Raw genomic sequence first — 19,409 nt, 5'->3', positions numbered from 1 at the left:
GCCGCCGCCCGCGCCCTCCGCCCTCCGGCGAGCGCCCGCTCACTCTCCTCGGGCCGAACTTTCCGGAGAAAATGGAATGTGATCATCCATTTCGCCGGTGGGAGGCGTTGTTGTCGTGGAGCTTCGCGATGAGATTCGCCTTCGAATAGGCTCCGATGGTCTGCGCAGTACCGTAGAAGTTGGAGTTGTAGAAAACGGTGTAACTCGCCCACGGATCGCCGTTCACGACGGAGGCGGCATTGTTCTTCAGCTGCTGCCCACTGCCCTCGTTGGGCCGGCAGACCGAGCCGCCGAGGTTGCTGTTGATGGGCTGGTAGTTGTACCCGAACTGGTAGAGCACGAGGATGTTGCCGTTCGGCGAGTTGACGCCGTAGTGGTCGTCGATGTCCTTGTTCGACATGAAGCACGAACTGGTGGACATCCCGTACTCGTTCTGCGAGTTGAAGAAGATGGCGAAGCAGTTCGCCTTGTCGCCGAAGTTGCACGTGTCCGAGACGTACTCGATCGCGTGGGCCGGTACGACGGTGGAGAGCGAGACGAGTGCGGTGGCGGCCAGCGTGGCGGCGACCGCGAGGGGACGCTTCATGGATGATCCTCCGGTGTCACTGGTCATCCGCGTCGACGTACACGCGGGAACAGACGGGGCAGCCGGAGGGAAAAGGGAAAATCGTCTACGGACCAGCCTGGTCGGACTCCCGCCCCCAGGCCACCCCCCGGCGGTCCCTTGAATGATTCCCGCAAAGGCGATGGCCGTCAAGGGAGATGATCGTCACGCCGAACCCTTCTCCCTTCGTCCCCGTACTCAGTTCGCCTTTGCCAATTCCGCGTTTTTCCCGTCCCTACCCTGACGCAATCGGACGAAGCGATTGAACAGCCCATAGCGGGACACCTGCACGCGCAGGAGGACGGAAGAGGAACCAGAAGAGGTTGCGGGAGGCGTGACGGCCCTCGTGGGCCGCTACTCCGCGGCGCCGGCGGGCTTCGGGGTCCACTTCCGTTCCACGCCGGCCAGGCGCCAGTAGGCGATGGCGGCGGCCCAGACGACGACGAAGAGGCCGACGATCGCGTAGCCGACGTTGTCGAGGGAGATGCCGGCGACCCAGCCGGTCACCGGGTCGGTGAGGTCGAGCTTCTCGTGGAGGACGCCGACGAGTTCGATGGTGCCGATGATGAAGGCGACCGCGATGGACAGGCCGGTGATGGTCAGGTTGTAGTACACCTTGCGGACCGGGTTGGAGAACGCCCACTGGTAGGCGAAGTTCATGAAGGTGCCGTCGAGGGTGTCGAACAGGCTCATGCCGGCCGCGAACAGCAGCGGCAGGCAGGCGATGGCGTACCAGGGCAGGCCGGAGGCGGCGCCGGAGCCGGCCATCACCATCAGGGTGACCTCGGTCGCGGTGTCGAAGCCCAGGCCCAGCACCATGCCGACCGGGAACATCTGGCCGGGCCGGGTGATCGAACGGGTGGCCCGGTTCAGCACCCGGGCCAGCAGGCCGCGGGCGTTCAGGTGGGCCTCCAGCTCGGCCTCGTCGAACCGGCCGGCCCGCATCGAGCGGAAGACCTTGAGGATGCCGAACAGCGCGGCCAGGTTGAGCGCGCCGATCAGGTAGAGGAAGACGCCCGAGGCCGAGGTGCCGACCACGCCCAGCCACTGGTGGGTGGTCGACTCGTCGTCCATCAGGGTGGTGGCCAGCTGGGCGCCGCCCGCGACCAGGGCGGCCATCAGCACCACCATCGAGGAGTGGCCGAGGGCGAACCAGAAGCCCACCGAGACGGGACGCTTGCCGTCCGCCATCAGCTTGCGGGTGGTGTTGTCGATCACCGCGATGTGGTCGGCGTCGAAGGCGTGCCGCATGCCGAGGGTGTAGGCGGTGATGCCCAGGCCCACCCCGAAGACCTGGGTGCCCACCTCGTACTTCTCCGGTGCGACCAGGAAGATCAGCGTGCCGAACGCCACCACGTGCATGGCGAGGATCACGCCCATCAGCCCGGCCGTGCGCAGGGTGTCCTCGCGGCGCCAGCGGAAGGCGGGCAGGGCGGCGGGCGGCGCCGCGGTGGTGGCGGTTTCGGGCAGGGTCATGCGGATCACGCTCCAGCACCTCGTGGAATGACTTCGTGAGATGCCGCGGCCGGTCTCCTGGCTGACGGGGCTCCCGTACCCGCCTTCCCAAGCGCGCGAGGCGCCCAGTGGCGTCGTGGGTACGGACACTCTCCCCCGATCACAGTGGCGAGGGCCGCTCCGGAATGGGACCCCTGAGGGTCCGTCACCGGTCTTCCCGAGCACCACGGCGGGCAACACCGTAGGGGCCCCGGCCGACCCATGCAAGGCTGCGTACCTACGCAGGTGTTCAGGATCACAACCGGCCGCCTGCCAGAATGGGCCGTATGCATCTCGTACCGGCCGACCGCGCGGGCCACCGCACCATCGACGGCCACCGGGTCTGCGAAGCCATCGCCGCGATCGGCGACACCGCCCACGTCCGCTCCTGCGCCGACCGGTTCGCCCTGCTCGCCGACCCCGGCAGGCTCGCCCTCCTGCTCGCCCTGCACCGCACCGGCCCGCTCGCCGTGACCGACCTCGCCGTCGCCACCGGCATGCGCGACCCCGCCGTCTCCCAGGCCCTGCGCCTGCTCCGGACGGCCGGAGCGGTGGCTGGCGAGAAGGAGGGGCGCGTTGTGCGCTACCGGCTCGTGGACGCAGCCCTGCGCCCCCTCCTCGACCAGTGCGCCAGTGACGCGCCCGTCATTCACGGACCGTCGGCCGCCCGACCCGCCGACTACCCGGGCAGATTCGCCAAAACCACCGCCGGCAGCAGCTGAGCGGCCACCAGCAGCGCCCAGAAGCCCGCTCCCCCGACTCCCCGGCGGCGCGCCCCGAACCAGTTCACGACAACCGCGAGCAGCAGGTACGGGAGGAGGGCGGCCAGGGTCACGCCGAGCGCGAGACCCGCTCCGTCCCTCGTGTTGTACGGATTGGCGGTGGTCCACCCGAACCGGGCGAACACGAAGTCGGCGAGGAAGCTCCAGGTGAACCAGTACGGGATCACTCCCACGATGCCGAGCGGCAGGTTCACGAGCACCGCCACGACCGGCGCCGGAAGCCCGCGCCCGCCCCGACGCGCTCCCTGATGATCGGCGAACTCCCCATCCGCGAAAGACATGTGGACGACCCTACCGGCGGGCCGGTTCGCGCACGGCCGAATCGATCGAACGGGGCATCACGTCCAGGCGGAGGCCGGCTGGCAGAACGGGCACCAGAAGAGGTTGCGGGAGGCGTGCTCCTCGGTCCGGACGTCGGTGCCGCAGACCAGGCAGGGCCGGCCGGCCCGGCGGTAGACATAGACCTCCCCGCCGTGGTCGTCGACGCGTGGCGGGCGGTTCATCGCCTCGGGGGTGTGCTCGGGGCGGACGGTGTCGATCCGGCCGGCGGTGACGCCCTCGCGCATCAGGGCGACCAGGTCCGCCCAGATCGCGTCCCACGCGGCCCGGCGCAGCGCGCGGCCGGGCAGCTGCGGGTCGATGCCGTGCCGGAACAGCACCTCGGCGCGGTAGACGTTGCCGACGCCGGCCAGCACCTTCTGGTCCATCAGCAGGGCGGCGATCGTCGTGCGGCTGCCGGTTATCCGCCGCCAGGCGGCGTCCGGGTCGGCGTCGGCGCGCAGCGGGTCCGGACCGAGGCGGGCGGCGACGGCGGCCTTCTCCGCGTCGGTGATCAGCGCGCAGGTGTTGGGGCCGCGCAGGTCGGCGTAGTGCTCGTCGTTCTCCAGCCGCAGCCGGACCAGGCCGACCGGCTCGGGCGCCGGTCCGTCGCCGAGGTCACCGAAGGTGAAGCCGCCGTACAGGCCGAGGTGGACGTGCACCCAGGCGTCCTCGCCGAAGCCGAGGAAGAGGTGCTTGCCGGTGGCCTCGGCCGCGACCAGCTCCCGTCCGTCGATGAGCTTGGCGCCGTCCGCGAAGCGGCCCTGCGGGCTGCCGGCACGGACCGGCCGCCCGCCGAAGGCGCGGTGGTTCTCGGCGGCGAGGCGGTGGATGATGTGGCCTTCCGGCACGGGCGCGGCTCCCCCCGGTGGTTCGTTCAGGACCCGTCCATCATCGCAGCCGGCACCGACACTCCGGCCCGCCCGCCGGGGCGCCCGAAGGGGGCCTCAGCGCACCGGGGCGCCCATCAGCCGGGCCAGGATCACCCGGTCGAGTTCGGCGGCCGTGGCCGCCACGTCGAGGTGGGAGTTGTCGATGATCGGCAGCCCGGAGTTGTACCAGCCGGCCATCCGCCCGTGGATCCTGGCCACCTCCTCGTCGCCGAGCCGGCGGTTGCCGCCGCGCCGGGCGTTGCGGCCGAGCACCGAGTCCAGGCTGGGCAGCAGCACCACCGGGATCATGCCGGGGCCGATGTGCCGCTTCCAGCCGCCGAGGCCGATGGCGGGGCGGTCAGGGAACACGGCGTCGTCGATGATGCAGGAGATGCCGTTGGCGAGGTAGTTGCGGCAGGCGAAGCCGCAGGTCCGGCGGGCCAGCCGGTACTGCGCCTCGGAGGCGTTGTTCCAGCCGGACTGCGGGTTGGCGAAGCCGGACTGCACCCACTCGCGGACGTCGTCGAGGCTGATGTGCGCGGTCGGGGTGGGGCGCCGCTCGGCCCAGTAGCGGGCGACGGTGGTCTTGCCGGCGCCGGCCGGGCCGATCAGCAGCACCGCGATCGGGCCGGTGGCCGCGTGCTGCTGCGGCGGGCGGGCGGGCAACAGGACGGGCGCGCCGGACGGCAGCAGGAAGTGGCCGGTGGACCCGGCGGGCACCGGCGCCACCGGACCGCGCGCGGCGGCCGGAGCGGGCCCGGGAGCCGGAGCAGGGGCGGGAGCCGGAGCGGGCGCAGGGGCAGGGGCAGGGGCAGGAGCGACGGGCGGCCCCGGCGGGACGACCGGCACCGGCACGGTCGGCGGCCCGGACGACGCGGCGGGCGCGGGCACCTGAACGGGCGCGGGCCCGGGAGCCGGGTACGCGGGAGCCGGCGGAGCGACGGGACGCGGGGGGACGGGTCCACCCCCGGGGTACTGCGTCACGGTCACCTCCCGACTTCCTACAGCGGGGACACTACACGCCGGTGCGGCGGTGGACACAGTCCGCCGCCGCACCGCCGCTGGTCACCGCCCCGGCGCCCCCCGGTCGCCGACGCCCCGTCAGCCCGTGGCGAGCTGGTCGGCCAGCGCCCGCAGCGCCAGTTCGTACGAGCCGATCCCGAACCCGGCGATGGTGCCGGAGGCCACCGCGGAGATCACCGAGGTGTGCCGGAAGGTCTCCCGGGCGTACGGGTTGGAGATGTGCACCTCGATCAGCGGCGCGGTGCGCTGCGAGGCGGCGTCCCGCATCGCGTACGAATAGTGGGTGAACGCGCCCGGGTTGATCACCACCGGCACCCGGCCGTCGGCCGCCTCGTGCAGCCACTCGACCATGGTCTGCTCGGAGTTGGTCTCGTGCACCTCGACCTCGAAGCCCAGCTCCTTGCCGAGCGCGGTGCAGCGCTCGACCAGCCCGGCGTACGAGGTGGAGCCGTAGACGTCGGGCTCGCGGCTGCCGAGCCGCCCGAGGTTGGGGCCGTTGAGCACCATCACCCGGGTCACGAGGACACCTCCGCGTAGGCGGCCACCAGCAGCGACGGGTCGGGGCCCTCCAGCACGGAGGTCTTGCCGAGGCCGTCCAGCACGATGAAGCGGATGAGGTCGCCGCGCGACTTCTTGTCGATCTTCATCGCGTCCAGCAGCTTGGGCCAGGCGTCCGCCCGGTAGCTGAGCGGCAGCCCGACCGAGGCGAGCACGGTGCGGTGCCGGTCGGCGGTCGCGTCGTCCAACCGCCCGGCGAGGCGGCCGAGTTCGGCGGCGAACACCATGCCGATCGAGATCGCCGCGCCGTGCCGCCATTTGTAGCGCTCATTGCGCTCGATGGCGTGGCCGAGGGTGTGGCCGTAGTTGAGGATCTCGCGCCGCCCGGACTCCTTGAGGTCCCCGGAGACGACATCGGCCTTGACCTGGATGGCCCGCCGGATCAGCTCGACGGTGTGCGGCCCGGCCGGGGTCTTGGCGCCCTCCGGGTCGGCCTCGATCAGGTCGAGGATGGCCGGGTCGGCGATGAAGCCGCACTTGATGACCTCGGCGAGGCCGGAGACGTAGTCGTGCCGGGGCACGGTCTCCAGGGTCGCGAGGTCGGCCAGCACGCCCACCGGCGGGTGGAAGGCGCCGACCATGTTCTTGCCCTCGGCGATGTTGATGCCGGTCTTGCCGCCGACCGCCGCGTCGACCATGCCGAGCAGCGTGGTGGGCATGGAGATCCAGCGGACCCCGCGCAGCCAGGTGGCGGCGACGAAGCCGGCCAGGTCGGTGGTGGCGCCGCCGCCGAGGCCGAGGACCACGTCGGTACGGGTGAACCCGGTCTGCCCGAGCACCGACCAGCAGTACGCGGCCACCTCGGCGCTCTTCGCCTCCTCGGCGTTGGGCACCTGGAGGGCGATCGCCTCGTAGCCCTCGCCGGCGAGGTCCTCGCGGATCGCGTCGGCGGTGGCCGACAGCGCCTCCGGGTGGATGATCGCCACCCGGCGGGCCCTGGTCCCGATCAGCGGCGCCAGCTCGCCGAGCAACTGGTGCCCGATCAGCACGTCGTACGGGTCGTGGCCGGCGCTGCCGCCGACGTGAATCCTGACGGTGTCAGTCATGGGGGGTCTTCAGCTCCAGTGCTTCCAGTACGGCGTCCGCGACCTGCTCGGGGGTGCGGCCGGCGGTGTCGACGACGGCGGTGGCCACCTCCAGGTAGAGGGGGCGGCGGGCCTCCATCAGCTCGCGCCAGCGGGCCCGCGGGTTGACGGCCAGCAGCGGGCGGGGGGCGTCCAGGCCGACCCGCTTGACCGCGTCGGCGAGCGGCACCTCCAGGAACACCACGGGCAGGCCGCGCAGCAGCTCGCGGGTGGGTTCGGCCATCACCGCGCCGCCGCCGAGCGCGAGCACCCCGCCGTGGGTCCCGGCGGCGGCGCGCACGGCGGCCGCCTCCAGGGCGCGGAAGTGCGGCTCGCCCTCGTCGACGAAGATGTCCGGGATCGGCTTGCCGGCCTGCTCCTCGATGTCCGCGTCGGTGTCGCGGAAGCCCACGCCAAGGCGTTCGGCGAGGACCCGCCCGACGGTGGACTTGCCACTGCCGGGCGGGCCGACCAGCACGACGACCGGGGAGGTCATCGGACGATCAGGTGGTCGAGGTAGTTCTGCGCGTTGCGCCGGGTCTCCGACACGTGGTCGCCGCCGAACTTCTCGTTGACCGCGTCGGCGAGCACCAGGGCCACCATCGCCTCGGCGACGATGCCGGCCGCCGGCACCGCGCAGACGTCGGAGCGCTGGTGGTGGGCCTTGGCCGGCTCGCCGGTGCGCACGTCCACGGTGCGCAGCGCGCGCGGGACGGTCGCGATCGGCTTCATCGCGGCGCGCACCCGCAGCAGCTCACCGGTGGACAGGCCGCCCTCGGTGCCGCCGGAGCGGCCGGAGACGCGCCTGGCGCCCTCGGGGGTCGGCACGATCTCGTCGTGCGCCTGCGAGCCGGGGACCCGGGCCAGCTCGAAGCCGTCGCCGACCTCGACGCCCTTGATCGCCTGGATGCCCATCAGCGCGGCGGCGAGCCGGGCGTCCAGCCGACGGTCCCAGTGGACGTGCGAGCCGAGGCCGACCGGGACGCCGTAGGCGAGCACCTCGACGACGCCGCCCAGGGTGTCGCCGTCCTTGTGGGCCTGGTCGATCTCGGCGACCATCGCCTTCGAGGCGTCGGCGTCCAGGCAGCGCACCGGGTCGGCGTCCAGCTTCGCCTCGTCCGAGGGCAGCGGCAGCACGCCGGCCGGGGCCTTGGCGGCGGCCAGCTCGACCACGTGGCTGACGATCTCGATGCCGCAGGTCTCCTTGAGGTAGGAGCGGGCGACGGCGCCGAGCGCGACGCGGGCGGCGGTCTCCCGGGCGCTGGCGCGCTCCAGGATCGGGCGGGCCTCGTCGATCGAGTACTTCTGCATGCCGGCCAGGTCGGCGTGGCCGGGGCGCGGCCGGGTCAGCGCCTCGTTGCGGGCGAGACCGGCGAGCACCTCGGGGTCGACCGGGTCGGCCGACATGACCTGCTCCCACTTCGGCCACTCGGTGTTGCCCACCATCACGGCGACCGGGCTGCCCATGCTGAGGCCGTGCCGGACGCCGCCGAGGAAGGTCACCTCGTCCTGCTCGAACTTCATCCGTGCGCCGCGACCATAGCCGAGCCGGCGGCGCGCCAGCGCGTCGGCCACCATGGCGGTGGTGACCGGTACACCGGCGGGCAGGCCCTCCAGCGTCGCGACGAGTGCGGGGCCGTGCGACTCCCCCGCCGTCAGCCAGCGCAACGTACCCAACGGAGCTCCTTCATCAGCGGACCGCGGCGGCGCTGCCGCCGCCCGTCCGGACGTGCCTTCTCCCCGAATCCTTTCATGCCGGACCGGTCGACCGGCCGCGGAGTCCGATCACCGGACAGCAATCGGTCGACCGGCGGACGGCGACGGCCGGCCGGCACGCCGCCGGGGCACCCCGGGGCGCCCTCGTCGGCGTCCTCAGCCCGCCGCCAGCGCGGCCTCCCCGGCCGCCCGGATCGCCGCGAGCGGCCCGGGGGTCCGCCCGGTGAACAGCTCGTTCTGCAGCACCGCCTGGTGCACCAGCAGGTCGAGACCGCCCAGCACGGTCGCCCCGCGCTCGGCGCACGCCCCGGCCAGCTTGGTGGGCCAGGGGTGGTACAGCACGTCGAAGAGCGCGCCCGGCTCGGCGGTCAGGTCCCCGGCGAAGCCGTCGGTCGCCCCGGCCGGGGTGGTGGCCACGGTGAGCGGGTGGGCCAGCGCCTCGGCGCCGCGCGCCCAGTCGGCGGTGCGCACCGCCACGCCCAGCCGCTCCCCCAGCTCCGTCATCTCCCGGGCCCGCTCGGGGCTGCGGACGTAGACGGTGACCTCGCGGGCCCCCAGCCGGGCCAGCGCGGCCAGCGCCGAGGAGGCGGTGGCCCCGGCGCCGAGCACCGCGGCGGCCGGCACCTCGGTGATGCCGCGCTCGCGCAGCGCGTTGACCAGCCCGGGGACGTCGGTGTTGTGCCCGGTCCGGCGCCCGTCGGCGGTGAACACCAGGGTGTTCACGGCCTCGACCGACCGGGCGGTCCCGCTGATCTCGTCGAGCAGCGGGATGACCGCCCGCTTGAGCGGCATGGTGAGCGAGCAGCCCGCCCACTCGGCCTCGTCCAGCCCGGCGAGGAAGCCGGGCAGCGCGGCCTCGTCGACCTCGAAGCGGTCGTAGCGCCAGCCGTCCAGGCCGAGCGCCGCGAAAGCGGCCCGGTGCAGGGCGGGCGACAGCGAGTGGGCGATCGGCGAGCCGAGGACGGCGGCCCGGTGCTTGCTGGTCACGCTGGTGTGTCTCCTTGTACGGCCCTGCGGCGGGCGGTCAGCCCTTGGTGCAGTGAACGGCGACCGGGTCGAACTTCGAGCCGATCGACGTGCAGTACTCCTCGGTGTTCGCGCGGTGCTCGGAGTCCGTCTCCGCGAACCGGGTCTCGCCCGACTTCATCGCGATGAAGTACAGCCACTTGCCGTCCGCCGGGTTCAGCGTCGCCTTGAGGGCGTCCTCGCCCGGGTTGCCGATCGGCGTCGGCGGCAGACCCGCGTTGATGTACGTGTTGTACGGGTTCGACGCGTCGTTGATCTCCTTGCGGTCGAGCGACGTGCGGCCCAGCGAGTACTGCAGCGTGGTGTCCATGCCGAGCCTGCCGTTGACCTTGCCCTTGTCGGCCAGCCGGTTCTGGATGGTCCGGGCCATCTTGGCGAAGTCCGCCGGGTTGTTGCCCTCGGCCTGCAGGATGCTCGCCTCGATGACGACCTCGTAGCCGGACTTGAGGCCGATCTTCGACGCCTCCGCGTCCAGGGCCGCGTAGCGCTCCGTGGCGTTCTTGACCATTTCCTTGAGCAGGTCCTCGGGCTTCATGCCCGGCGTGATCGAGTAGCGGGTCGGCCAGAGGAAGCCCTCGATGTTGCCCTTGGCGTAGGCGGGCAGGCCGAGGCTGTTGACCTGCTCCTTGGCGACGGTCGCGGTGGTGCCCTTGGACAGTCCCAGCTTCTCGTCGATCTTGACGTAGGTGGCGGCGGCGGTCAGGCCTTCCCGGATGATCAGCTTCTCGCCGCCGTTGGCCTCCACCAGGAACTGCACGGCGCCCTCGGCCGACATCTCCTTGGGCATGCTGTAGGCGCCGGGCTGGATGGTGGTGCACTTGACGTTCTTGTCGCACGCCGCCGTGAAGGCGTCGACGCTCTTGACCACGCCGGCCTGCTTCAGCGCCAGGCCCATCTGGGTGCCGGCCGCGCCCTGCTTGATCTCCACGCTGACCGTGCCGGAGCCCGGGCCGGGGAAGTCCGGCGGCGGACCGAAGTGGTCCTTGTAGAAGCCGTAGCCCCAGTAGCCGGCGCCACCCATGGCGCCGAGCAGCACCAGGGCGACCACCAGGCAGGCGCCGCCGTTGCGCCGGCCCGACTTCTTGCCCTTCTCCTTGCGCTTCTTCTTCGCCTCGCGGGAGTCGTCCTCCTCGCCGAGGAAGCCGCCCTGCCCGTCGCTCTCGGCGCCGTCCTCGTGGTACTCGTCCTCGGCGTACCCGCCCTCGTGGCCGTCCCACTCGTCCTCGGCGTGCGCACGGCCGTCGGCGCCCGCGGCCGGGTCGGCGCCGGCCTCCAGCGCGGCGGCCTCCGCCTCCCAGTCGATGCCGTCCGGCCCGGGGCCGGAGGGCTGCTCGGGGGCCGGTCGCTCCTGCCGTCCCGGGACGCCCCGCGGCGGAACGCCGTACTGCTGCTGGCCCTGACCGCCCTGCGGGAAACCCTGCTGCGGCATCTGCTGGGGCACCTGCTGCTGCGGGTAACCCTGCTGGCCGACGCCCTGCTGACCCCCACCCTGCTGGTCCGCGCCCTGCTGCGGGTATCCCTGCTGCTGGGGGTAGCCCTGCTGCTGCGGATACCCCTGCTGCGGCATCTGCTGCGGGTAGCCCTGCTGCTGGCCGCCGTACTGCTGCTGGCCCTGACCGCCCTGCGGGAAACCCTGCTGGCCGCCCATGCCCTGCTGGTCCATGCCCTGCGGCGCCATCTGCTGCTCGGGCATCTGCTGCTGCGGGTAACCCTGCTGCTGACCGCCGTACTGCTGGGGGTGCTGCTGCCACTGGCCGTCCTGCTGGCCGGGGACCGGCTGCTGACCGCCGTAACCGGGGTCTCCCGGATGCCACGGCTCGGAGCCCTGGGGGCCATAGCCCCGACCGAGATCGGTCATTGATCCCCTTATACCGACGGAGACGACCGGAGGATCGGACCGGTCGCCCGGGACGGCGTCCCGGCTGCTTGTCGAACCGGCGTGCTAGCGCAACACCTGGACGGAGACGCTACCGTACCGCAGTCGACCGATCGGCCGGAGCGCCGCCCGACCCTTCCCTACGGTGCCCCCGGCGAGGCCGGGGGCGCCGCGGACGCCGACGCGGACGCGGAGGCCGAGGCGCTCGCCGCCGCCTGGTTGGCGTTGAACTCCGCGACGTTCCGCTGCTGCACCTCGAAGCTGTCGGTGAACCGGGTGTCGCCCGGCTTGACGGTCACGAAGTAGAGCCAGTCCCCGGGCGCCGGGTCCACCGCCGCCATGATCGCCTGCCGCCCCGGGTTGGAGATCGGCGTCGGCGGCAGCCCCGCGTGCTTGTAGGTGTTGTACGGGGAGTCGAGCCGGGTGTCGGTGACGCTGGTGTTCAGCGTGGAGCGCCCCATCGCGTAGTTGATGGTGGAGTCCAGCTGCAGCGGCATGTTCTTGGCCAGCCGGTTGTAGATCACCCGCGCGACCTTCGCCATGTCCTCGGCGTTGTCGGCCTCGCCCTGCACCATGCTGGCGATGGTCACCAGCCCGTACAGCGACTGCCCGAGGTTGGTCGCGACGACCTCCGCGTCGTCCCTGGTGAACTCGCGGCCGGCGCGCTCGACCATCTGCTTCAGCAGGTCGACGGCGGTGGTGTCCTCGGTGACCGCGTAGGTCGCGGGGAACAGGTAGCCCTCGGCGACACCGCCCGCGCTCTCCGGCAGTCCCAGCTCGGCGACCTGGTCCTTGGCCGCCTGCTCGGTGGTGCCCTCCGGGAGCTGCAGCTTCTTGTCGATCGCCGCGTAGATCTGGCTGCCGCGCCAGCCCTCGGGGATGGTCAGACCGTTGGCGTTGGCCGGGTCGACCAGCACGGCGAGCGCCGCGGCCGCCGACATCTTCAGCCGCAGCGTGTACGTACCGGGCTGGATCCGCCCGGCCGCCGCCGCGCTGCCCTTGGCGGCCCGGGTGAAGGCGAGCGAGCTGGCCACCACGCCGTTGCGCACCAGCGCGGAGGCGATCTGGCTGAGCCCGGCGCCCTCCGGCACCGACACCTGCACCGAGCCGGACCCGCCGCCCTGGTAGTCGGCGGCGGCCGGAGGCTTGCGCTGCCCCTGGATCCAGCTGAACCCGGCCAGCCCGATCCCGCCGAACACGGCGATCAGCGACAGCGCGGTCAGCAGGCAGGCCAGTCCGGTACGCCATCGGCGTGGATCCGGCGCATCGGGGCGCGGACCGGGCGCGCCCGGCGGGCGGCCCTCCGGTTCGGTCGCCGGCGCACCGAGGTGGCCGGGGCTCAGACCGGGGGTGAGGTCCAGATCGGTCACGGCGTGCGTCCCCTCGGCGGTCCGCGCGGCGGTCGGCGCGGCACGGCAACGGCGGAGGGGCCCGTACGGACGGGTCCGCACGAGCCCCTCTTCGGGACGTTAGAACAGGCCGGTCAGCCCGCCGCCTCGACGCTCTCACCCGGCGGGCGTCCGCTCACCCGTTCGGACTCAAGGGCGGTCTGCAGGATCACCACCGCGGCGGCCTGGTCGACCACCGAGCGGCCCTTCTTGGCCTTGACCCCCGAGGCGCGCAGCCCGTGGGTCGCGGTGACCGTCGACATCCGCTCGTCGACCAGCCGGACCGGCACCGGCCAGAGCCGGTTGGCCAGCCGGGCCGCGTAGCCGCGGACCTTCTCGGCCGCCGGGCCCTCCTTGCCGCTGAGCGAGCGGGGCAGCCCGACGATCACCTCGATCGCGCCGTACTCCTCGACGATCGCGGCGATCCTGGCCTGCGACTTCACACCCGCCGGAACGGTCTCCACCGGGGTGGCGAGCACCCCGTCGGGGTCGCAGGACGCGACCCCGATCCGGGCGTCCCCGACGTCGACGGCGATCCGCCGCCCGCGCCGGAAGGGCTTCTCCTCGAACTCCATCAGAACGCGGACCCCATCAGGAGGCGCGTTCCGCGACCAGGCCGCGCACCGCGGCGACGGCCTCGTCGAGCGCGCCGGGGTTGGTGCCGCCGCCCTGGGCGACGTCGTCCTTGCCGCCGCCGCCGCCGCCGAGGGTCTTGGCCGCGGTGCGGACCAGCTCGCCGGCCTTGATGCCGCGGCCGCGGGCGTCCTCGTTGGTGGCGATCACGGTCAGCGGGCGGTCGTTCGCCACGGTGAAGGCGGCGACCACGGCCGGACGCGAGCCGAGCCGGCCGCGCACGTCCAGGACCAGCTTGCGCAGCTCGTCGGCGCCGGTGCCGTCGGCGACCCGGGCGGCCACCACGGCGATGCCGTGCACGTCCTCCGCCGAGTCGGCCAGACCCGCGGCGGCCGCGAGCACCTTCTCGGCGCGGAAGCGCTCGATCTCCTTCTCGGCGTCCTTGAGCTTGGCGAGCATGCCGGAGATCTTCTCCGGCAGCTCCTCCGGGCGGCCCTTGACCAGCTCGGTCAGCTGGGCGACCACGGTGTGCTCACGGGCCAGGAACCGGTACGCGTCGGCGCCGACCAGCGCCTCCACCCGGCGCACGCCGGAGCCGATCGAGGACTCGCCGAGCAGCTTCACCAGGCCCAGCTGGGCGGTGTTGCCGACGTGCGTGCCACCGCACAGCTCCTTGGAGAAGTCGCCGATGGTGACGACGCGGACCTCGTCGCCGTACTTCTCGCCGAACATCGCGATGGCGCCGGCCTTGCGGGCCTCGTCCATCGTCATGACCTCGGCGGTGACCTCCAGCTCACGGGTCAGCACGTCGTTGATCTTCTGCTCGACGTCGGTCAGCACGCTGCCGGGCACGGCGGCGGGCGAGCCGAAGTCGAAGCGGAAGCGGCCCGGGGCGTTCTCCGAACCGGCCTGGGCGGCCGTCGGGCCGAGCGCGTCGCGCAGCGCCTGGTGGGTCAGGTGGGTGGCCGAGTGGGCGCGGGCGATCGCCCGGCGGCGCTCCACGTCGATGGTGGCGTACGCGGACGAGCCGAGCACGACCTCGCCGAACAGCACGCCGCCGGAGTGCACGATGACGCCCGGGACGGGCTGCTGCACGTCGCGGATCTCGACGACCGCGCCGGAGTCCAGCCGGATCCGGCCGTGGTCGGCGAGCTGGCCGCCGCCCTCGGCGTAGAACGGGGTGCGGTCGAGGATGAGCTCGACCTCGTCGCCCTCGGTGGCGGCCGGCGCCGGGACGCCGTTCACCAGCAGGCCGACCACGGTGGCCTCGCCCTCGGTGAGGTTGTAGCCGGTGAAGACGCTGGCGCCGGACTTGTCGGCGACCTCGCGGTACGCGGCGACGTCGGCGTGGCCCGTCTTCTTGGCCTTGGCGTCCGCCTTGGCGCGGTCCCGCTGCTCCTGCATCAGGCGGCGGAAGCCGGCCTCGTCGACCTGGAGGCCCTGCTCCCCGGCCATCTCCAGGGTCAGGTCGATCGGGAAGCCGTAGGTGTCGTGCAGCTTGAACGCCTGGTCGCCGGAGAGCACCGCGCCGCCGGCCTGCCTGGTCTCGGTGACCGCGGCGTCCAGCAGGTTGGTGCCGGCCTTCAGGGTCTGCAGGAAGGCCGCCTCCTCGCCGACGACGACCGCCTCGACGCGCTTGCGGTCGGTCTCCAGCTCGGGGTACTGCGGGGCCATCGCCTTGATGGCGGTGTCGATCAGCTCCTTGGCCACCGGCTCGGTGGCGCCCAGCAGGCGCATGTTGCGGATCGCGCGGCGCAGGATGCGGCGCAGCACGTAGCCGCGGCCCTCGTTGCCGGGGGAGACGCCGTCGCCGACCAGCATCAGCGCGGTGCGGACGTGGTCGGTGACCACGCGCAGCGAGATGTCGGCCTTGTGGTCGGCGCCGTAGCGGTGACCGGTCAGCTCGGCGGCCCGGTCCAGGATCATCCGGCTGGTGTCGATCTCGAAGAGGTTGTCGACGCCCTGCAGGATGGCGGCCAGGCGCTCCAGGCCGAGGCCGGTGTCGATGTTCTTGCTCGGCAGGTCACCGAGGATCTCGAAGCCGTCCTTGCCGTCGCCGTGGCCGCGCTCGTACTGCATGAAGACCAGGTTCCAGATCTCCAGGTAGCGCTCGCCGTTGACGGCCGGGCCGCCCTCCTCGCCGTACGCGGGGCCGCGGTCGTAGTTGATCTCCGAGCACGGGCCGCACGGGCCGGGGACGCCCATCGACCAGAAGTTGTCCTTCATGCCGAGGCGCTGGATCCGCTCGGCCGGAACGCCGATGACCTCACGCCAGATCTGCTCGGCCTCGTCGTCGTCCTGGTAGACGGTGATCCAGAGCCTCTCCTCCTCCAGGCCGTAGCCACCGTCCGCGACGGGGCTGGTGAGCAGCTCCCACGCGAACTTGATGGCTCCTTCCTTGAAGTAGTCGCCGAAGGAGAAGTTGCCGCACATCTGGAAGAAGGAGCCGTGCCGGGTGGTCTTCCCGACCTCCTCGATGTCCAGGGTGCGCACGCACTTCTGGACGCTGGTCGCGCGCGAGAACCGCGGCTTGACCTCGCCCAGGAAGTACGGCTTGAACGGAACCATGCCGGCGTTGACCAGCAGCAGGGTGGGGTCGTCGGCGACCAGGGACGCCGACGGAACGACGGTGTGGCCGCGCTCCTCGAAGAAGCGCAGCCAGCGGCGGCGGATCTCTGCCGACTCCATTAGTGGTCCTTCCGGTTGGTGCCGCCCCGCGGCGGAAGCGCGCGCCGGGGCGTTTTCTCGATGGCTTGGGGGGTGGTGCGGGCGTCGTCGGAGGACGCCGCGCGGGCACTGCTGGACGGGGGAAGGGCGGCGGCCGGGCTCCCGGGCGCCGCCGAGATAGCTCGGTACCGGGGCTCGCCGCCCGGNNNGCGGGGGACGCCCCGGCGGCGCGGCTCGACGACGGCGGTGCCGTCCAGTCCGAGGTCCTCGCGCAGCTGCTCCTCGCGCTCGGTCATGCCGGCCCGCACGTCCTGGGCGAACTGCTTGGCCAGGTCGCCCAGCTGCAGGGCGCCGCGCGCGGCGGTGCCGGAGAGGCTGTCCGGGGTGAGCCGGTGCACGGCCTCGTTGGCCTTGTTCATGGCCCAGACGGTGGCGCCGGCGCCGACCGCCATCCAGAAGATGCGTCGCACCATGCCGTCAGCCCTTCACCGCGCGCCGGACCCGGGAGAGCAGGCCGCTCTTGGGCGCGGTCGCGGCCCGCACCTCGGCCCGGATCAGCCGGGCCAGCTCCTCGCGCTCGGCCGGCTGGGTCGGCAGCGTCGCGGTGCCCTGCTGCTTGGCGACGGCCTTGCGCACGCCGTAGCTGAACGCCGCGACCTTGACCAGCGGGCCGCCGAGGGTGGCCGCGACGGTGGAGGAGAGCGCGTTGGCGTTGGCCGCCGCGTCCTGGACGTTGGCGGTGATCTCGTCCACCCGCTCCAGCTGCTCGTTGGCGCTGCGCACGGCGGCGCCGGCGTCGGTGAGCAGCGGCACGGCCTGCTCGGTGACGGCGGAGACCAGGACGGTCGCCTCCTTGAGAACCCGCGACAGCCGGACCAGCACGACGGCGAGCAGGGTGACCAGGACCGCCCAGAACACGGCGACGAGCAGGCCGGCCAGCTCTCCCACGGACACCTTTGCGCGCTCCCTCGCCTCGCGGTTCTCCAGGGCAACACGCCCTAGGGAACCCTATCGCGACCGCACGGACTTTCCGGACCGGGTTTCCGCGCGGGGCGCGCGGCGATCCGACCGGATGTGCGATCCGCGCGCGTAACCTACCCGCCGGTCACCTCGTTCTGCCGGGCGGGCCGCCACCCGGGCGGCCCGGACGGACGGACGCCCGGGCCGGGCTGGCCCGGGCCTCGAAGCGGGGAGCAGGGTGTGGACGGGGAATCGACACCGCGGCCGGACCGGCCGCTGCCGGGGCGGCTCCCGGCGGAGGTCACCAGCTTCGTCGGCCGGCGGCGGGAGCTGACCGAGCTCGCCCTGCTGCTGGCCGGGCACCGGCTGGTGACGGTCACCGGCCCCGGCGGCGTCGGCAAGAGCCGGCTGGCGCTGCGGGCGGCGGCCCGGGCGGCGGGGGCGTTCCCGGACGGCGCCTGGCTGGTCGAGGTGGCGCCGGTACGGGACGGGCGGCTGCTCGGGCACGCCGTGCTGGAGGCGCTGCGGCTGACCGACGGCACCGCCCGTGACCCGGTGGAGGTGCTGGCCGAACAGCTGGCCGGGCGCCGGCTGCTGCTGGTGCTGGACGGCTGCGAGCACCTGGCGGCGGCCTGCGCGGAGCTGGCCTCGGCGCTGCTGCGGGCCCTGCCGGGGCTGCGGGTGCTGGCCACCAGCCGGCTGGCGCTGCGCACGGCCGGCGAGCACCTGCTGACCCTGGCCCCGCTGCCGGTCGGCCCGGCGGACCCAGCCGACCCAGCCGACCCGACGGACCCGACGGACCCGGCCGGAACGACCGGCGCCACCGGCCCGGCGCCCGCCGACCTGCCGGACGCGGTGCGGCTGTTCGCGGACCGGGCGCGGGCGGTGCTGCCGTCCTTCGAGGTCACCGCCGCCAACGCCGGGGCGATCGCCCGGCTCTGCCGCCGGCTGGACGGCATCCCGCTGGCCGTGGAACTGGCCGCCGGGCGGCTGCGGGCGCTGTCGGTGGAGCAGATCGGTGCCCGGCTGGACGACCGGTTCCGGCTGCTGACCGGCGGCGACCCGGCGGCCCCGCCGCGCCACTGGACGCTGCGCACCACGATCGGCTGGAGCCATGAGCTCTGCACAGTGCAGGAACGTTTACTCTGGGCCCGCCTCTCGGTCTTCGCGGGCGGCTTCGACCTGGACGCGGCCGAATACGTCTGCGCCGGAGAGGGCCTCGACCCGGACGAGCTGCTCGACCACCTCACCGAACTCGTCGCCAAGTCCGTCGTCCTGCGCGTGGGGGCGCCTCCCGGCCGCCGGACCGGGGAGGAGAGCCCCTACGGCGTGCGCTTCCGGCTGCTGGACACCGTCCGCGAGTACGGGCTGGGGTGGCTGCGCGCGGGCGGCGAGGAGCAGCGGCTGCTGCGCCGGCACCGGGACTGGTACCTGGGCGTGGCCACCTGGGGCGAGGTCGAGTGGTTCGGCCCCCGCCAGGCGGAGACCGCCGAACGCACCGCGCTGGTGCACACCGACCTGCGGGCCGCCCTGGAGTTCAGCCTGACCGAACCCGGCGAGGAGCGGATCGCCCTGCTGATGGCCGGCACCCTCTGGTTCTACTGGGTCGGCTGCGGCCACCTCGGCGAGGGCCGGCACTGGCTGGAGCGGGCGCTGGCACTCGACCCCGAACCCACCGAGGCCCGCGCCAAGGCCCTCTGGGTGACCGGTTACGCGGCCACCCTGCAAGGTGACCTGGCGACCGCCCGGCCCGCCCTGGAGGAGTGCCGCCGCCAGGCGCTGGTCACCGGCGACGACCGCGCGCTGGCCTACGCCGTGCACCGGCAGGGCTGCGCCTCGCTGATCGGCGACGAGCCGGTCCGCGCCGTCGAGCTGTTCGAGGAGGCGCTCTGGCACTACCGCACCATCGGCGAGCTCAACAGCAACGTGCTGATGGCGATGTTCGAGCTCGGCCTCGCCCACCTCTTCCAGGGCGACCGGGAGAGCGGCGAACTCTGGCTCGGACAGGTCCGCGAACTGTGCGAGGAGCACGGCGAGCGGTGGGCGTACGCGTACGGGCTCTACGCGCTGGCGTACTCGCACTGGCTGAACGGCGAGATCCGCCCGGCCCGGACGCTGGCCCGGGAGAGCGTGCGGCTCAACCACCTCTTCAACGACCTGCTGGGCATCGTGCTGGCGATCGACCTGCTGGCGCTGCTGGAGACCGAGCCCGCCGGCCCCGGGGAGCCGGGCGACCTGCGCGAGGCCCGGGTGCTGCAGGGCGCCGCGCACCGGATCTGGCGCACGGTCGGCACGCCGTTCTTCGGCTCGCGCACCTTCAACGGCCCGCACCGGGCCTGCGAGGAGCGCGCCGTCGCCGGACTGACCGAGCAGGAGTTCACCGACTCCTTCGCCACCGGCACCCGGCTCGACCTGGACGCCGCCGTGCACCGGGCGCTGGGCGGCGACGGCCGCCCGGACGGCCCGGGCCCCCGGCCGGGCCCCGGGG

General features: G+C 73.1%; 17 protein-coding genes, 1 pseudogene and 1 riboswitch. Of the genes and pseudogenes, 2 read left to right on the top strand and 16 right to left on the bottom strand.

What is annotated here, in order from left to right; genetic code table 11:
- Positions 1-82: 82 nt before the first annotated feature.
- Complete coding sequence (locus ABD308_RS04040) at positions 83-586, bottom strand: hypothetical protein (protein WP_344325606.1); 504 nt, start codon at positions 584-586, stop codon at positions 83-85.
- A gap of 372 nt (positions 587-958) precedes the next feature.
- On the bottom strand, positions 959-2,080 hold the full coding sequence (gene nicT, locus ABD308_RS04035; protein ID WP_344325603.1) for a Nickel transporter NicT: 1,122 nt from the start codon (positions 2,078-2,080) through the stop codon (positions 959-961).
- 30 nt (positions 2,081-2,110) lie between these two features.
- Positions 2,111-2,303: riboswitch (cobalamin riboswitch) on the bottom strand.
- Positions 2,304-2,385: 82 nt separating this feature from the next.
- Here nicT and ABD308_RS04030 point away from each other — a divergent pair.
- Positions 2,386-2,724 (top strand): annotated as a pseudogene (locus ABD308_RS04030) (ArsR/SmtB family transcription factor); the annotation flags it as partial.
- Positions 2,725-2,777: 53 nt separating this feature from the next.
- Here ABD308_RS04030 and ABD308_RS04025 read toward each other — a convergent pair.
- From ABD308_RS04025 to ABD308_RS03960, 14 genes are all read right to left on the bottom strand, one after another.
- Positions 2,778-3,161: a hypothetical protein gene (locus ABD308_RS04025; protein ID WP_344325600.1), complete on the bottom strand. Its 384-nt coding sequence runs from the start codon at positions 3,159-3,161 to the stop codon at positions 2,778-2,780.
- 57 nt (positions 3,162-3,218) lie between these two features.
- Positions 3,219-4,049: an Fpg/Nei family DNA glycosylase gene (locus ABD308_RS04020; RefSeq protein WP_344325598.1), complete on the bottom strand. Its 831-nt coding sequence runs from the start codon at positions 4,047-4,049 to the stop codon at positions 3,219-3,221.
- Between the two features lie 96 nt (positions 4,050-4,145).
- Positions 4,146-5,060 carry an AAA family ATPase gene (locus tag ABD308_RS04015; protein ID WP_425554686.1) on the bottom strand — a complete coding sequence of 305 codons (915 nt, stop codon included), beginning with the start codon at positions 5,058-5,060 and terminating at the stop codon, positions 4,146-4,148.
- Between the two features lie 111 nt (positions 5,061-5,171).
- On the bottom strand, positions 5,172-5,600 hold the full coding sequence (aroQ, locus tag ABD308_RS04010; RefSeq protein WP_344325627.1) for a type II 3-dehydroquinate dehydratase: 429 nt from the start codon (positions 5,598-5,600) through the stop codon (positions 5,172-5,174).
- A gap of 8 nt (positions 5,601-5,608) precedes the next feature.
- Positions 5,609-6,697, bottom strand: a complete 1,089-nt coding sequence (gene aroB, locus ABD308_RS04005; RefSeq protein WP_344325594.1) for a 3-dehydroquinate synthase — start codon at positions 6,695-6,697, stop codon at positions 5,609-5,611.
- The gene (locus ABD308_RS04000) at positions 6,690-7,211 is read right to left on the bottom strand and encodes a shikimate kinase (protein WP_344325592.1); all 522 of its coding nucleotides are present in this window, start codon (positions 7,209-7,211) and stop codon (positions 6,690-6,692) included. The genes aroB and ABD308_RS04000 overlap by 8 nt, the downstream gene beginning before the upstream one ends.
- On the bottom strand, positions 7,208-8,392 hold the full coding sequence (aroC, locus tag ABD308_RS03995; RefSeq protein ID WP_344325589.1) for a chorismate synthase: 1,185 nt from the start codon (positions 8,390-8,392) through the stop codon (positions 7,208-7,210). The genes ABD308_RS04000 and aroC overlap by 4 nt, the downstream gene beginning before the upstream one ends.
- Before the next feature lie 195 nt (positions 8,393-8,587).
- Positions 8,588-9,418 carry a shikimate dehydrogenase gene (locus ABD308_RS03990; RefSeq protein WP_344325586.1) on the bottom strand — a complete coding sequence of 277 codons (831 nt, stop codon included), beginning with the start codon at positions 9,416-9,418 and terminating at the stop codon, positions 8,588-8,590.
- Positions 9,419-9,455: 37 nt separating this feature from the next.
- Complete coding sequence (gene mltG, locus ABD308_RS03985) at positions 9,456-11,315, bottom strand: endolytic transglycosylase MltG (protein WP_344325583.1); 1,860 nt, start codon at positions 11,313-11,315, stop codon at positions 9,456-9,458.
- Between the two features lie 158 nt (positions 11,316-11,473).
- On the bottom strand, positions 11,474-12,703 hold the full coding sequence (gene mltG, locus ABD308_RS03980) for an endolytic transglycosylase MltG (protein WP_344325580.1): 1,230 nt from the start codon (positions 12,701-12,703) through the stop codon (positions 11,474-11,476).
- Between the two features lie 113 nt (positions 12,704-12,816).
- Positions 12,817-13,296 (bottom strand): Holliday junction resolvase RuvX, encoded by a 480-nt coding sequence (gene ruvX / locus ABD308_RS03975; RefSeq protein WP_344325577.1) that lies wholly within the window; start codon positions 13,294-13,296, stop codon positions 12,817-12,819.
- A gap of 16 nt (positions 13,297-13,312) precedes the next feature.
- Entirely contained in the window at positions 13,313-15,982 is a 2,670-nt protein-coding gene (gene alaS / locus ABD308_RS03970; RefSeq protein WP_344325573.1) for an alanine--tRNA ligase, read from the bottom strand.
- A complete protein-coding gene (locus ABD308_RS03965; RefSeq protein WP_344325570.1) occupies positions 15,982-16,434 on the bottom strand; it encodes a DUF6167 family protein in 453 nt (150 codons plus the stop codon). The genes alaS and ABD308_RS03965 overlap by 1 nt, the downstream gene beginning before the upstream one ends.
- Before the next feature lie 4 nt (positions 16,435-16,438).
- Entirely contained in the window at positions 16,439-16,915 is a 477-nt protein-coding gene (locus ABD308_RS03960) for a DUF948 domain-containing protein (protein WP_344325567.1), read from the bottom strand.
- A 246-nt stretch (positions 16,916-17,161) separates the two neighbouring features.
- On the opposite strand from ABD308_RS03960, the gene ABD308_RS03955 reads away from it, so the two are divergent.
- Positions 17,162-19,409, top strand: a 2,248-nt coding sequence (locus ABD308_RS03955; RefSeq protein WP_344325564.1) for an ATP-binding protein, incomplete at its 3' end; no start/stop codon positions are given.

Origin of the sequence: Kitasatospora putterlickiae (assembly GCF_039527695.1) — a bacterium.
Lineage (GTDB): Bacteria > Actinomycetota > Actinomycetes > Streptomycetales > Streptomycetaceae > Kitasatospora > Kitasatospora putterlickiae.
Note: the sequence above shows the minus strand (reverse complement) of the source record. Positions and strands in the feature narration are given on the sequence as shown.

What these genes read in the sequence shown, in the direction of transcription:
- aroB (WP_344325594.1), bottom strand. Translation starts at nt 6,697, where the DNA reads ATGACTGACACCGTCAGGATTCACGTCGGCGGCAGCGCCGGCCACGAC.
- ABD308_RS04025 (WP_344325600.1), bottom strand. Translation starts at nt 3,161, where the DNA reads ATGTCTTTCGCGGATGGGGAGTTCGCCGATCATCAGGGAGCGCGTCGG.
- ABD308_RS04040 (WP_344325606.1), bottom strand. Translation starts at nt 586, where the DNA reads ATGAAGCGTCCCCTCGCGGTCGCCGCCACGCTGGCCGCCACCGCACTC.
- mltG (WP_344325583.1), bottom strand. Translation starts at nt 11,315, where the DNA reads ATGACCGATCTCGGTCGGGGCTATGGCCCCCAGGGCTCCGAGCCGTGG.
- nicT (WP_344325603.1), bottom strand. Translation starts at nt 2,080, where the DNA reads ATGACCCTGCCCGAAACCGCCACCACCGCGGCGCCGCCCGCCGCCCTG.
- ABD308_RS04000 (WP_344325592.1), bottom strand. Translation starts at nt 7,211, where the DNA reads ATGACCTCCCCGGTCGTCGTGCTGGTCGGCCCGCCCGGCAGTGGCAAG.
- alaS (WP_344325573.1), bottom strand. Translation starts at nt 15,982, where the DNA reads ATGGAGTCGGCAGAGATCCGCCGCCGCTGGCTGCGCTTCTTCGAGGAG.
- ruvX (WP_344325577.1), bottom strand. Translation starts at nt 13,296, where the DNA reads ATGGAGTTCGAGGAGAAGCCCTTCCGGCGCGGGCGGCGGATCGCCGTC.
- aroQ (WP_344325627.1), bottom strand. Translation starts at nt 5,600, where the DNA reads ATGGTGCTCAACGGCCCCAACCTCGGGCGGCTCGGCAGCCGCGAGCCC.